General features: G+C 31.0%; 16 protein-coding genes and 1 tRNA gene. 6 read left to right on the top strand and 11 right to left on the bottom strand.

The window, feature by feature from the left end; all coding sequences use genetic code 11:
- Nucleotides 1-6: 6 nt before the first annotated feature.
- Nucleotides 7-588, top strand: a complete 582-nt coding sequence (locus ACN5J5_RS04020) for a lipoprotein signal peptidase (RefSeq protein WP_418646024.1) — start codon at nucleotides 7-9, stop codon at nucleotides 586-588.
- A gap of 60 nt (nucleotides 589-648) precedes the next feature.
- A complete protein-coding gene (locus ACN5J5_RS04015) occupies nucleotides 649-1,251 on the top strand; it encodes a DUF4230 domain-containing protein (protein WP_418646023.1) in 603 nt (200 codons plus the stop codon).
- 176 nt (nucleotides 1,252-1,427) lie between these two features.
- On the opposite strand, the gene ACN5J5_RS04010 is transcribed toward ACN5J5_RS04015, so the two are convergent.
- The 9 genes from ACN5J5_RS04010 to pdxA form a co-directional block, all read right to left on the bottom strand.
- A complete protein-coding gene (locus tag ACN5J5_RS04010) occupies nucleotides 1,428-1,841 on the bottom strand; it encodes a YeeE/YedE family protein (protein ID WP_418646022.1) in 414 nt (137 codons plus the stop codon).
- Nucleotide 1,842: 1 nt separating this feature from the next.
- Nucleotides 1,843-2,403 carry a YeeE/YedE family protein gene (locus ACN5J5_RS04005; RefSeq protein WP_418646021.1) on the bottom strand — a complete coding sequence of 187 codons (561 nt, stop codon included), beginning with the start codon at nucleotides 2,401-2,403 and terminating at the stop codon, nucleotides 1,843-1,845.
- Nucleotides 2,403-3,641 (bottom strand): 3-deoxy-D-manno-octulosonic acid transferase, encoded by a 1,239-nt coding sequence (locus ACN5J5_RS04000; RefSeq protein WP_418646020.1) that lies wholly within the window; start codon nucleotides 3,639-3,641, stop codon nucleotides 2,403-2,405. The genes ACN5J5_RS04005 and ACN5J5_RS04000 overlap by 1 nt, the downstream gene beginning before the upstream one ends.
- A 70-nt stretch (nucleotides 3,642-3,711) precedes the next feature.
- Nucleotides 3,712-5,052 (bottom strand): acetyl-CoA carboxylase biotin carboxylase subunit, encoded by a 1,341-nt coding sequence (gene accC / locus ACN5J5_RS03995; protein ID WP_418646019.1) that lies wholly within the window; start codon nucleotides 5,050-5,052, stop codon nucleotides 3,712-3,714.
- A 66-nt stretch (nucleotides 5,053-5,118) separates the two neighbouring features.
- The gene (gene accB, locus ACN5J5_RS03990; RefSeq protein WP_418646018.1) at nucleotides 5,119-5,610 is read right to left on the bottom strand and encodes an acetyl-CoA carboxylase biotin carboxyl carrier protein; all 492 of its coding nucleotides are present in this window, start codon (nucleotides 5,608-5,610) and stop codon (nucleotides 5,119-5,121) included.
- A gap of 27 nt (nucleotides 5,611-5,637) precedes the next feature.
- Nucleotides 5,638-6,633, bottom strand: coding sequence for a beta-ketoacyl-ACP synthase III (locus ACN5J5_RS03985; protein ID WP_418646017.1), 996 nt, complete (start codon nucleotides 6,631-6,633; stop codon nucleotides 5,638-5,640).
- Nucleotides 6,634-6,783: 150 nt separating this feature from the next.
- Nucleotides 6,784-6,978: a 50S ribosomal protein L32 gene (gene rpmF / locus ACN5J5_RS03980; protein WP_418646016.1), complete on the bottom strand. Its 195-nt coding sequence runs from the start codon at nucleotides 6,976-6,978 to the stop codon at nucleotides 6,784-6,786.
- Nucleotides 6,979-6,986: 8 nt separating this feature from the next.
- The gene (locus ACN5J5_RS03975; RefSeq protein WP_418646015.1) at nucleotides 6,987-7,523 is read right to left on the bottom strand and encodes a YceD family protein; all 537 of its coding nucleotides are present in this window, start codon (nucleotides 7,521-7,523) and stop codon (nucleotides 6,987-6,989) included.
- Nucleotides 7,524-7,594: 71 nt separating this feature from the next.
- Entirely contained in the window at nucleotides 7,595-8,629 is a 1,035-nt protein-coding gene (pdxA, locus tag ACN5J5_RS03970; RefSeq protein ID WP_418646014.1) for a 4-hydroxythreonine-4-phosphate dehydrogenase PdxA, read from the bottom strand.
- 61 nt (nucleotides 8,630-8,690) lie between these two features.
- On the opposite strand from pdxA, the gene ACN5J5_RS03965 reads away from it, so the two are divergent.
- On the top strand, nucleotides 8,691-9,278 hold the full coding sequence (locus ACN5J5_RS03965) for a riboflavin synthase (protein ID WP_418646013.1): 588 nt from the start codon (nucleotides 8,691-8,693) through the stop codon (nucleotides 9,276-9,278).
- A 43-nt stretch (nucleotides 9,279-9,321) separates the two neighbouring features.
- Here the strand turns inward: ACN5J5_RS03965 and ACN5J5_RS03960 are convergent.
- Both ACN5J5_RS03960 and ACN5J5_RS03955 read right to left on the bottom strand, forming a co-directional pair.
- Nucleotides 9,322-9,395: transfer RNA gene (locus ACN5J5_RS03960), tRNA-Ile, on the bottom strand.
- 51 nt (nucleotides 9,396-9,446) lie between these two features.
- Nucleotides 9,447-10,418: a polyprenyl synthetase family protein gene (locus ACN5J5_RS03955; protein ID WP_418646012.1), complete on the bottom strand. Its 972-nt coding sequence runs from the start codon at nucleotides 10,416-10,418 to the stop codon at nucleotides 9,447-9,449.
- Between the two features lie 127 nt (nucleotides 10,419-10,545).
- Here ACN5J5_RS03955 and ACN5J5_RS03950 point away from each other — a divergent pair, with 127 nt between their 5' ends.
- Genes ACN5J5_RS03950 through ACN5J5_RS03940 form a run of 3 tightly spaced genes read left to right on the top strand, consistent with a single transcriptional unit; the run spans nucleotide 10,546 to nucleotide 13,664 of the window.
- A complete protein-coding gene (locus ACN5J5_RS03950) occupies nucleotides 10,546-11,151 on the top strand; it encodes a TetR/AcrR family transcriptional regulator (RefSeq protein ID WP_418646011.1) in 606 nt (201 codons plus the stop codon).
- The gene (locus ACN5J5_RS03945; protein WP_418646010.1) at nucleotides 11,151-12,491 is read left to right on the top strand and encodes a TolC family protein; all 1,341 of its coding nucleotides are present in this window, start codon (nucleotides 11,151-11,153) and stop codon (nucleotides 12,489-12,491) included. Before ACN5J5_RS03950 ends, ACN5J5_RS03945 begins: the two co-directional genes overlap by 1 nt.
- 6 nt (nucleotides 12,492-12,497) lie before the next feature.
- On the top strand, nucleotides 12,498-13,664 hold the full coding sequence (locus tag ACN5J5_RS03940; protein ID WP_418646009.1) for an efflux RND transporter periplasmic adaptor subunit: 1,167 nt from the start codon (nucleotides 12,498-12,500) through the stop codon (nucleotides 13,662-13,664).
- The last annotated feature ends 17 nt before the right edge of the window (nucleotides 13,665-13,681 follow it).

The raw sequence follows: 13,681 nt of genomic DNA, 5'->3' as shown, positions 1-13,681 counted from the left end.
GAAGAAATGTCTAAAAAGAATATCGCAATACTTACCGTAATTTTGGCAATTTTAATTGACCAAATTAGTAAAATCTATGTTAAAACACATTTTCAACTTGGTGAAGAAGTAGTTGTTTTTAGCGATTGGTTTAAAATCCATTTTACCGAAAATAACGGTATGGCTTGGGGTTTTGAATTTGGTGGTAGAGCAGGTAAATTGTTTTTAACATTGTTTAGAGTTGTCGCTGTTTCGGGTATTATATATTGGCTATGGCAAACAATACAAAAGAAAACACACACGGCTGTTATAGTGGCAATTTCTTTAATTTTAGCTGGGGCAATTGGTAATATTATCGATTCTGTTTTTTACGGAGTTATTTTTGATAGTTCATACCATAACGTTGCAACACTGTTTTCTGATAATCCTTATGGAGAATTATTTCATGGTAAAGTTGTGGATATGCTATATTTTCCGATGTATGAAGGCGAAAGTTTTACTTTTTTTAATGCTATTTTTAACGGTGCCGATTCTTGGATTAGCATTGGGGTTGCCTTATTAATTTTATTTAATAAACAAGCTTTTCCGAAGGAAGAAAAAGAAGCATAAATAAAACCATACTATTTCTTGTTCAATATACTTTTTTTATCTTTATAGAAAAACTGAACTATGCGCTTTATTAAATATTTAGCTATTTTTTTATTAGGATTTTTAATTGCCAAATTTTGGTATGAAAAAACAGCAAAAAAACACGAGCAAGAAGAGATAAAGGTAGTTTTAAACGGTGTAAAAAACTTAAATAAACTAGTAGTTTCTGAAGGTAATTTTTCTGAAATGTATAGTTTTTCTGATTCTAAAAAATACTTATACGATTATTTATCGTTCGAAAAAAAGGCCATTTTATCTGTAAATGCAAAGGTTGAGGTTGGTTACGATTTGTCTAAGTTAGAAATTCAGATAGATAGTATTGGTAAGCAAATAATTATTAATAAAATTCCAGAAGCTTCAGTATTAATTTCGCCAGAAATTAAATATTTCGATTTACAACAAAGTCAGTTTAATACTTTTTCTAAAGCAGAATTGAATAAGTTGAATGTGAAAGCGATTGAAAAAATAAAATCGACCATTACTGTATCAACTCTTAAAACAAGTGCGAAAACACGTTTATTTGAAGAATTGTCAAAAATATATCAACTATCAAAAATTTATAATTGGAAAGTTGTTGATAATACAAACGATAACTTGTTTGATACTGTTTTGTTAAAAGAGTAAATTAATTATTTGTTAAGGCTGTTAATCTTAACTGATATTAATTACGAGTCAACTACGTCAACCTGAATTTATTTCAGGTTCACATATCAATTGTTTTTTTAGTATGAGATTCCGAAATAAATTCGGAATGACGTTACATAAACTTAGTTATTGATAAAAAAAAGCATCAATAATTATTAACTAGGTAATTTCTTACTTACCAATCCGTAAATAAAAGCGCCTAACATTGCTCCTAATAAAACGATGATGATTGGAAAAACGCCATGTCCAATCAATACAAAAATAGGCGCAGGACATGCGCCTGCCAAAGCCCAGCCTAACCCGAAGATGGTACCACCAACTAAAGTTCTTATAAAGCCTTTTTTCTTTTCTTTAACGTTTATTTGATTGCCTAAATAATCTTTAATTTTTCCTGTTTTAAAAAAGTACATTAAAACCATAGAAAGAGCAACTGCAGATCCTATAATTCCGTACATATGAAAGGCTTGAAATTTAAACATTTCATAAATTCTATACCATGAAATAGCTTCAGATTTTGTTAAAACAATTCCGAAGAAAATACCTAGTAGTAAAAATTTTATATTTTTCATCTTATCCGAAAATTAAAGGGAATAATACCCATGTCATTAGTAAACCACCTATAAAAAAACCAATTACAGCAATTAACGATGGTAATTGTAAACTGCTTAAACCTGTAATTGCATGCCCAGATGTACATCCGCCGGCATATCTAGTACCAAAACCAATTAAAACACCAGCAATTAGTAAAATAGCAAAGCCTTTAAAAGTAAGCATATTATCAACGCTAAAAATTTCACTTGGTACAAAAGTATTTCCTGCATTGGCAAAACCTAACTCAGCCAGTTCTTTTACGGTTTCGGGGTTTAAATCAATAGTATTCGTTGCAGATAAATAATTAATAGTTACAAAACCACCAATAATTAATCCTGCTAAAAAAATTAGTGCCCAATCTCGCTCTTTCCAATCTTTTTTAAAGTAATCAGAAACTTTACCGGCACCAGCAATGGTACACATGGTTTCTAAATTTGTTGATACTCCAAAGTTTTTACCGAAGTAAAAAAATAAGAAAAGTACAAAGGCAATTAATGGGCCAGAAACATACCAAGGCCAAGGTTGTAAAATAATATCCATTATAAAGTTTTTTTAAGGTAATCCATTATTTTTTCAGTCGCACCAAGGTTATCTTTAATGTATTTTTTATTAATATTACCTTGTTTAGTTCTTAAATCACTATTGTTTTTTAACGCCGTAAAAATACTAGAAAATTCTTCATTCTTTGTAACAATTGTAACACTACCAAGGTCTAGTAAATCGGTAGCTTCTTTAAATTTTTTGTATTTGTTACCTCCAAAAACAATTGGTATTCCAAAAGTTGCAGGTTCTAAAATGTTATGAAGTCCGGTAGCTAAACCACCACCAACATAAGCAACATCAGCGTATGAATATATTTTGGTAAGTAAACCGATGGTGTCAATAATAAAAACTTGTTTTTCGGATAAGTTTTCAGTTTCTTTTTCTGAAAATAAAACAGTTTTTTTATGAATAGATTTTTGTAATTCTTTTATTTGTTTTGGATGAATATTGTGAGGTGCGATGATAAATTTTTCGTTTTTTGATGAATGGTTATTAATGTAATCAATTAAAAGTTCTTCATCCTCTTTCCAAGTACTTCCGGCAACAACAGTGTAGTTATTTTGTTTGAAGTCTGATATAAAATCGAGCGAATTGTCTTGATTTAAAATATCATAAACTCTATCAAATCTAGTATCGCCAGCAACAGTTATATTTTTAAAATTGATGCTATTTAATAACTCTTTAGAAGCTTCGTTTTGTACAAAAAAATGATTGAAAGCTGTTAGTTTATCACGCATAAAACCACCATGCCATTTAAAAAAGGATTGTTTTTTTCTAAAAATTCCTGAAATTAAAATGGTTTTTATTTGCTGTTTTTTTAGTTCTGATAATAAGTTTGGCCAAAATTCGTATTTAATAATAATCGCAATTTCGGGATGAATTTTTTGGATGAATTTTTTTGCGTTTGCCGTAGTGTCAAGGGGCAAGTAACAAATAACATCGGCTAAAGCATAGTTTTTTCTGATTTCATATCCCGAAGGAGAAAAAAAAGTAACTACTATTTTATGGTTTTTGTATTGTTGTTTTAGCTCTTCAATTATTGGTCTTCCTTGTTCAAATTCGCCTAGTGAAGCGGCATGAAACCAAATTACTTTATCAGTTTTGGTTATTGTAGCTAATTTGTTAAAGGTTTCCTTTCTTCCGTTATAAAATAGTTTTATCTTTTTGTTAAATAAAGCTATAATTGGCAATAAAATAGCTGCTTTAAGTAGTAATATTTTGTATAAAAACTTCATATTGCTAATTTATGAAATAAAAAAAATCAGTGAGTTTAATCACTGATTTTTTTTATTTATGTTGAAATTATTATGATTTCATTTCAAAATCTTCCATGAATTTTGTGGTGTAATTACCCGCAATATAATCTGGATGATCCATTAATTGTCTATGAAAAGGAATCGTTGTTTTAATACCTTCAATTACATATTCGTCTAAGGCACGTTTCATTTTATTAATTGCTTCTTCACGAGTTTGTGCAGTAACAATTAATTTAGAAATCATTGAATCGTAGTTAGGCGGAATCATATAACCAGCATATACGTGCGTGTCAATACGAACTCCATGACCTCCTGGAGCATGGTATGAACTTATCTTACCAGGTGATGGTCTAAATCCGCTAAAAGGATCTTCAGCATTAATTCTACATTCAATAGAGTGCATTTGAGGGAAATAATTTTTTCCTGAAATTGGCACACCTGCTGCAACTAAAATTTGCTCACGAATTAAATCGTAATCCACTACTTCTTCAGTAATAGGGTGTTCTACCTGAATACGAGTATTCATTTCCATAAAGTAGAAGTTACGGTGTTTGTCAACTAAAAATTCAACAGTACCTGCACCTTCGTATTTTATATATTCAGCAGCTTTTACAGCAGCTTCTCCCATTCGTGTACGTAATTCATCAGTCATAAACGGAGAAGGAGTTTCTTCAGTTAATTTTTGATGACGACGTTGAACAGAACAATCTCTTTCTGATAAGTGACAAGCTTTACCGTAAGAATCTCCAATAATTTGAATTTCGATATGACGAGGCTCTTCAATTAGCTTTTCCATATACATATCATCATTACCAAAGGCAGCTTTAGATTCTTGACGAGCAGAATCCCACGCGTCTTTTAAATCTTCCGCTTTCCAAACAGCACGCATACCTTTACCTCCACCACCAGCTGATGCTTTTAACATAACAGGGTAGCCAGTTTCTAAGGCGGTTTTTTCGCAAATTTCAAAATTTTCGATTACACCTTCACTACCAGGTACACAAGGTACACCGGCAGAAATCATGGTAGATTTAGCGTTTGCTTTATCTCCCATACGGTCAATCATTTCAGGTGAAGCACCGATAAATTTAATATCGTGCTCTGCACATAATTTAGAGAATTTGGCATTTTCTGATAAAAAACCATAACCAGGGTGAATGGCATCTGCATTGGTAATTTCGGCAGCAGCAATAATACGGTCCATTTTTAAATACGACTCGTTACTTGGTGCTGGTCCAATACAAACAGCTTCATCTGCAAATCTTACGTGTAAACTTTCTGTATCTGCTTTAGAGTAAACAGCTACAGTTTTTATTCCCATCTCTTTACAGGTTCTAATTACGCGTAGCGCAATTTCACCTCTATTGGCAATTAATATCTTTTTAAACATACGTTCTAAAAATTTTAAAACTCCAAATAAATAAGTAAATGCTTTTTATTTGGAGTTATATGTTACTTAAGATGGATCTACTAAAAATAATGGTTGATCAAATTCTACCGGAGAAGAATCATCTACTAATACTTTAACGATTTTACCTGAAACTTCAGATTCGATTTCGTTAAATAATTTCATTGCTTCAATAATACAAACTGTATCACCTACTTTTACTTCAGTACCTACTTCAGCAAAATTTGGTTTGTCTGGAGATGGTTTTCTATAAAAAGTTCCGATAATTGGAGACTTAATAGTAATGTACTTAGAATCGTCTTCAGCGTTTGCACTGTCGTTTGATGGTGCCGATGCTGGTACTGCTGCTTGAGCAACAGGAGCTTGTGCTACCATTTGAGGAGCTACACCCATAGGAGCAGCTGCTTGAATGATTGTAGTTTCAGGAGTTTCGCTTCCAGTTTTAATGGTGATTTTTATATCTTCCATTTCTAACTTCACTTCACTTGCACCAGATTTTGCTACAAATTTTATAAGACTTTGAATTTCTTTAATATCCATTTTCCTAAATTTTAGTTGTTTGGTTTTTTATGAATTGTATGCCCATTTTAAATAGATAGCTCCCCATGTGAAGCCTCCACCAAATGCAGCAAAAATTAAATTATTTCCTTTTTTCAATTCTTTTTCATAGTCGGCAAGTAACAATGGTAAAGTAGCTGAAGTAGTGTTTCCATATTTATGAATGTTTACCATTACTTTTTCAGATGCTAAACCAACTCTATTTGCAGTAGCTTCAATAATTCTATTATTTGCTTGGTGTGGTACTAACCAGTCAATATCTTCTTTAGAAAGATTGTTTCTGGTTAACATTTTTTCAGAAACATCAGCCATGTTAGAAACGGCATATTTAAATACACTTTTTCCTTCTTGATGCACAAAATGTTGTCCGTTTTTTAAAGTTTCTTCTGAAGTTGGTAAGACAGATCCACCTGCTTCAATTTTTAAAAACTCTCTACCAATTCCGTCACTTCTTAAATACTCATCTTGCAAACCTAAACCATCTGTATTTGGTTCAAATAAAGCAGCACCGGCTCCATCACCAAAAATAATACAAGTAGCTCTGTCTGTATAGTCGATAATTGAAGACATTTTATCGGCTCCGATTAATAAAACTTTTTTGTAACGCCCGCTTTCTATGTATCTAGCAGCTGTAGACATACCGTATAAAAAGCTAGAACAAGCTGCTTGTAAATCGTATGAAAAAGCATTTACAGCGCCTATTTGAGAGGCGGTGTAAGCGGCAGTTGAAGCGACAGGCATATCTGGAGTTGCAGTTGCAACAATAACCATATCAATCTCTTTCGGATCGATTTTTGATTTTTGAAGCAAATCTTCAGCAGCTTTTATAGCCATATAAGAAGTGCCTTTTCCTTCGCCTTTTAAAATTCTTCTTTCTTTAATTCCAGTTCTACTAGTGATCCATTCATCATTAGTATCTACCATTGTTTCTAGTTCCTTATTCGTTAAAACGTGTTCGGGAACAAATTTTCCTACTGCGGAAATCGCTGCAGTTATTTTAGTCATAATTGTTTGTTTTGTGGTAAAACCAGTTTTCAAAAGTAAGGAAAATTATTCCACTTTTTTAAAGAAAAAACATCAAAAAAGAGATTTTTTAATTAAAAAACGCAAAAAAACCCTCTAAAAGAGGGTTTCTTATCTTGTGAAAACTAATTTTTAAGCCTCAGCAACTGCACTTTCTAATACTACTTGACCTCTGTAGTATAATTTTCCTTCATGCCAGTGAGCTCTGTGGTATAAATGAGCTTCTCCAGTTGTAGGATCAACAGCTACTTGAGGTACAGAAGCTTTATAGTGAGTTCTTCTCTTATCTCTTCTAGTTTTTGATATTTTTCTCTTTGGATGTGCCATTTTATGTTTTATTTATCTGTTAGTAAATCCTTTAATTTATCCCATCTAGGGTCTGCTGATGTTTCTTCAACAGGTTTTTCTTCGTTTATTCTTAATGCCTCTAATCTTTTTAAAGCTTCAGATTTCATCGTGCCATTTAAAACATCTGGATGAATTCTTTTACTCGGAACCGATAAAACTGTTAGCTCATATATGTATTGGGCTACATTTATTTGATAAACTTCGTGTGGAAGTATCAAAATCTCATCATGTTCGTCATTATATTCAGGGCCAAATTTAACGACTAAATCTAAATTACCATTAATTTTTAAATCAAATGGTTCGCCAGTGGTATCACAAGGTACGTTTACGGTACCATTAATTGTAAAATAAAGTTCAAATAAAGTACTTTTTTTCACAAAATTAAGATTGGCTTCTAGGTTTGCGTTGTTAAATTCGTCAAACTGAAATGCTTCAAAGAACTTGTTGTCAATTTGATATTCAAATAAATGACTGCCTTCTTTTAAACCTACAAAAGGTATATTGAATTCTTTTATGTCTTTCATCTTAAGATCAATTTGAGCGTGCAAAGATATAAAAAATGTTTATATTTTTATATTTTCTCTAAAAAAAAATGCTATTTAACTTTTAATGGTTTTTTTGTGAGTTCTGCATATTGTTTTCGGTTCTTAAATATTTGTAATGAGGTAAATAAAGCTTCTTTAAACGAGGTTGAATTTGCTTTATTTTTACCAGCAATGTCAAAACCTGTTCCGTGGTCAGGTGAGGTTCTTATTTTGTTTAAACCAGCAGTAAAGTTTACACCATTGCCAAATGATAATGCTTTAAAAGGCGCTAATCCTTGATCGTGATACATGGCTAAAACACCATCAAACTGCTTATAGGTTTCCGATCCGAAAAAACCATCAGCAGCATACGGACCAAAAACTAATTTACCAGTTTCTTTTATTTCATTTATTGTAGGTCGCGTAATTTCATCGTCTTCTTTACCAATAATTCCGTTATCGCCACAATGCGGATTTAAACCTAAAATTGCAATTTTAGGTTTGTTAATACCAAAATCTTGTTTTAACGAAGCGTGCATCACTTCAACTTTTTCTTTAATCAACTCAGGAGTTATCGTTTCTGCTACTTTAGAAATAGGGATGTGGCCAGTAATTAAACCAATACGTAATTTATCGGCCATTAAAATCATTAAGCTTTTGCCGTCTAAATTTTCTTCTAAATACTCGGTATGTCCAGGAAAGTTAAAGGCTTCTGATTGAATGTTTTCTTTGCTAATTGGTGCGGTTAATAAAACATCAATTTTATTATTTTTTAAAGCATTTGTTGCTGCTTCTAACGATTTGTATGCAAATTTACCACCGATTTCGGTAATTTTTCCTATTTCAATTTTAACTTCTTCGGTCCAAGAATTCATTAAATTGATTTTATCGTGCGAAATTTTATCAATAGAAGTAATACCATGAATATTATTGTTTAATTTCAGGTTTTTCTTGTGATAAGAAACCAATCTACTCGAAGCAAATAAAACAGGAGTGCAAAATTCAAGCATGCGCTTGTCTTCAAAAGTTTTTAAAATAATTTCGATACCAATTCCGTTTATATCTCCAACTGAAATTCCAACAATAATTTTGTTTGTATTATCCATAGTTACTTTCGTACGTAAAGTTGTATTTTTGATGTAAACAAAAGTAATTAAAATTTAGAGAATGTTTACGGGAATAATTGAAACTCTTGGAATTGTAGAAAGAGTAGTGCAAGATAAAGAGAACTTACATGTAACTGTTAAAAGTAATATAACAAACGAATTAAAAATAGACCAAAGTGTGGCGCATAATGGTGTATGTTTAACGGTGGTTGATATTATTGATGATGTTTATACGGTAACTGCAATTAAAGAAACGATTAATAAAACTAATATTGGTGATTTAAAGCAGGGCGACGAGGTAAATTTAGAGCGTGCCATGAAATTAGGAGCTCGTTTAGATGGGCATATAGTACAGGGACATGTTGATAAAACTGGTGTTTGTAAAAGTATTAAAGATGAAAACGGAAGTACGGTTTTTACTTTTGCTTATAATTTTGATGGAAATAATATAACCATAGAAAAAGGATCGATTACGGTAAACGGAGTAAGTTTAACCGTGGTAAATTCTAAAAAAGACGAATTTAGCGTAGCTATTATACCATATACTTTAGCGCATACAACGTTTAAAAACTTTGAAGTAGGAAGTAAAATTAACTTAGAGTTTGATGTAATTGGTAAATATGTTGCTAGATTAACGCAATTAAAATAAAAAAACCACTTACAGAAATGTAAGTGGTTTAAGTAATTTAAAGTGGTCCCACCAGGACTCGAACCTGGTACCACCTGATTATGAGTCAGGTGCTCTAACCAACTGAGCTATAAGACCGTTAAATTAGGACTGCAAAAATAGTAACTTTTTTAAATAAAAAAACATTTTTTATACTTTTCTGCTCATTAAATTTTCACCGAATAAACGTAGTCCGTCTTTTGCTTGGGTGTCAATGTTTAAGTGCTCTAAGCTTTTAAACGACTTATTTGTGTAGTACTCAATAAGTTCGTGTGTGTGGTTGGGTATATTATTTTTTGAAAATATAGCAGAAACAGTATTTATTTTTTCTGAAATATTTTTTTGATTTTCGTTATAAAGACTAATTAATTGTTCTTTATCATGGTTATTTGCCACTTCTAAAGCTTTTAAATAAAGAAAAGTTTTCTTGTTTTCGATAATATCACCACCAACTTGTTTACCAAAAGTTTCAGGGTCACCGTAAGTATCTAAATAATCATCTTGTAATTGAAAGGCAATACCTAAATTTAATCCGTAGTTATATAAATGTTGCGCTTGTTCTTCATTTGCTTGGGCAACAATAGCACCCATTTTTAATGCGGCAGCAACTAAAACCGAAGTTTTTAAGGTAATCATCTTTATATATTCTTCAATAGTAACATCGTTTCTTGTTTCAAAATCAACATCTAATTGTTGTCCGTCACAAACTTCAAGAGCAGTTTTACTAAAAAGTTTTGCTAATTTTTGAAAAACGCTAGGTTCGTAGTTTTCAAAATATTGATAGGCTAAGATTAGCATTGCATCACCAGAAAGAATTCCGGTGTTAATATCCCATTTTTCGTGAACGGTTTCGTTACCTCTTCTTAACGGAGCATCATCCATAATATCATCATGAATAAGGGTAAAGTTATGAAAAGTTTCAACAGCTAAAGCGGCAGGTAACGCTTCTTTGTAGTTTTTAGAAAAGATATCAGCAGCAATAAGAGTTAGTACGGGTCTAATTCTTTTTCCGCCAAGTTGAAGAATGTAATTTATCGGGTTGTAAAGGTTTTCAGGTGCTCGTGATATTTTATGAGCCTCTAAATAATTTATAAATTCTGATTGATATGCTAATATGTCCAAATCTTAATTTTTTTGTAAAAATAAGCTAATCAAATATTTTATATATAAGGCTATGTTAAAAAATGTTTAAAACTTTGGAAACTGCTTTTGTTTTTTGAGTTTCCTTATGTATCTTTACAGCCGATTTATGAGAGATAAAATATTAAATAAGGCAAGTGAGATGTTTTTAAATTTAGGATTTAAAAGCGTTACTATGGATGATATTGCTCAAGAAATGGGAGTTTCTAAAAAAACACTGTACAAGTACTATAAAACCAAACAAAGCTTGGTAGAAAGTACTACTACAAGGTTTCATGATTCTTGTATACAAACAATAGAAGAGGTAGAGAACAAGAAATTTAATCCTATTAAAGAGAATTTTGAAATAAAAAAATCGTTTAAAGAGATGTTTAAAAACGCAACATCTTCGCCAATGTATCAATTAAGAAAATATTATCCATTAATTCATGAAAGAATAAAAGAAAAAGAAAATGTTGTTTTTTCTGAATGTTTAAAGAGAAATATAAAAAGCGGAGTAGCGCAAGGGTATTATAGAGAGGATATAAATATAGATTTGTGTACTCAGTTTTACTTTTATTTAGTTTTTAGCGTTCATGAAAATACGATTGAAAATGATAAAATTCCTTTAATAGAAATGGAAACCTTAATTTATCATACAAGAGCGATAGCAACAGTTAAAGGGGTTGAAGAATTAGAAAAACAATTAGAAATTATAAATAAAAATTCATACTAATGAAAAAATACATCTATAGTGTATTTATATTCTTTTGTGCGAGCACTTTATTGGCTCAAGAAGAATTAAAAATGTCAATGCAAGAAGCTATTGATTATGCAATTAAAAATAATTACGAAAATAAAATAGCAGTTAACAATATAAAGGCTGCAAACGAAAAAAAATGGGAAACTACAACAATTGGTTTGCCTCAAATTGATGGGACTGTAGATTACCAAAATTGGTTAAAGCAACAAGTTTCGTTGCTGCCAGGTGAGTTAAGTGGTGGAGCTCCTGGTACCTTTGTGCCTGTAAAATTTGGTACTAAGCAAACCATGAATGCTACTGTAACTTTAAGACAGTTAATTTTTGATGGTTCTTATATTGTTGGCTTACAATCGGCAAAAACATATTTAAAAATATCGGAACAATCTAAAGAAAAAACAGAATTAACAACACGAGAAGCCGTTATTAATGCTTACGGAAATGTTTTAGTTACCGAAAAAACAATCGAAATTTTAGAGAAGAATAAAGCCGTGCTTCAAAAAAACCTTGACGAAACTCAGAAAATTTATAAAAACGGATTAACAGAGCTAGAAAATGTTGAACAATTGCAAATTACTTATGGTAATATTGAAAATAGTTTAAATAATGCTGTTAGAATGAAAACAATAGCATACAAAATGTTAAACATAGCCTTAGGAAATGCTGTTGAAGTAAAAGTTGAATTAACGGATACGTTAGATAATTTAGTGATTCTTAATACCGATTTAAGTTTACTGTCAAAATCATTTGATATAAAAAATCATATTGACTATCGAATGACAGAAAACGATAAGGAAAGTAAACGTTTGTTAATGAAGTTAGAAAAAAGCAAAGCATTACCAACATTATCTACTTTTGTAAATTATGGAGCAGGAGCCAATTCAGAAGATTTTAACTTTTTTAGCGGTTCGCAAAAATGGTTTGCAAGTTCTTTGTTAGGTGTTACTTTAAAAGTGCCAATATTTAGTAGTTTAGGTAGAAGTTCAAGAACTGCCATGGCAAGAATTGAATTGGAAAATGCTGAAATTCAACAAAAAAATGTTGAACAACAACTAATATTACAAGCAGCATCAGCAAAAAGTGAATATCAATTAAGTATTGGTAGTTATGAAATTGCTAAGAAAAATTTAGAATTATCTGAAAGGATAGAAAAAAAACAACAAGTAAAGTTTTTTGAAGGAATTTCTTCAAGCTTTGATTTGTTACAGGCTCAAAATCAATTATACACGCAACAAAACAATTACGTACAGTCAATGTTAAATGTAATTGCTAAAAAAGCACAATTAGATAGTGCATTAAACACACCACTAAAATAAATTATAATGAAAAAAATATATTCGCTATTCGCAATAACCTTAATTTTAGCTTCTTGTGGAGGAGGAAAAAATCAATCAGTAGAAAAAGTTATTGCATCTAATGATTTGGTTAAAATACGTGCTAAAAAAATGGCATTAGATACTCAGGTATTAAATTTATCTACTGAAATTAAGGCATTAAATGATAAAATATCAGAATTAGATACATCAAAAAGAATTCCGTTAATAACAACAGTTTCTGCAAAAGAAGAAGTTTTTAATCATTATTTAGAATTACAAGGTGATGTTAAAACAAAACAAAATGTATTAATTTATCCTGAAATGGCAGGGCAGTTAACAAACATTTATGTTAAGGAAGGTCAGTATGTAAAAAAAGGACAAGTTTTAGCAAGAATTGATGATGGCGGAATGTCAAGTCAATTAGCACAGGTAGAAACTCAAACAGCTTTAGCAAAAACAACTTTTGAGCGTCAAAAAAGATTATGGAATCAAAAAATAGGTTCTGAAATACAATTTTTACAAGCAAAAACTACTTACGAAGCTCAGGTTAATACTGTAAAACAATTAAAGCAACAATTAAAAAAATCGGTAATAACAGCGCCTTTTTCGGGAGTTATTGATGATGTTATTAAAGAGCAAGGAATAATTGTAGCACCAGGAGTGGGCGCTGAAATTTTTAGAATTGTAAACTTACAAGACATGTATATTGAAACAAATGTACCTGAAGGTTACATTACATCAATAAAAAAAGGAAAAGATGTGGTTGTGGAGTTTCCTATTTTAGGAAAAACGGTAAACTCTAAAATTCGTCAAGCAGGGAATTTTATCAATCCAGCAAACAGAACTTTTAAAGTAGAAGTACGTGTAGAAAATAAAGATAAAAGCATTAAGCCTAATTTAACAGCAAGGTTAAAAATTAACGATTATACCAATAACAAAGCATTGTTAATTCCGCAAAGTATTATTTCAGAAAATGCAAAAGGAGAGCAATACGTATATGTTGTAACTAATTTAAAGGATAAAAAAGGAGTTGCTAAGCAAGTTATTATAACTACGGGGAAAACTCAAGGAGATATTGTTGAAGTTTTAGGAGGAATTGCTACAGGAAATAAGATTATTGTAGAAGGAGCTCGTAGTGTTCAAGATGGGCAACAAGTGAGAATTTTAAACTAATCTACAGTTAAAAACAT

The sequence above is a fragment of the Tenacibaculum insulae genome (assembly GCF_964512435.1).
Lineage (GTDB): Bacteria > Bacteroidota > Bacteroidia > Flavobacteriales > Flavobacteriaceae > Polaribacter > Polaribacter insulae_A.
The sequence above is the reverse complement of the archived record's forward strand: the minus strand, read 5'-3'. Positions and strand labels throughout refer to the sequence as shown.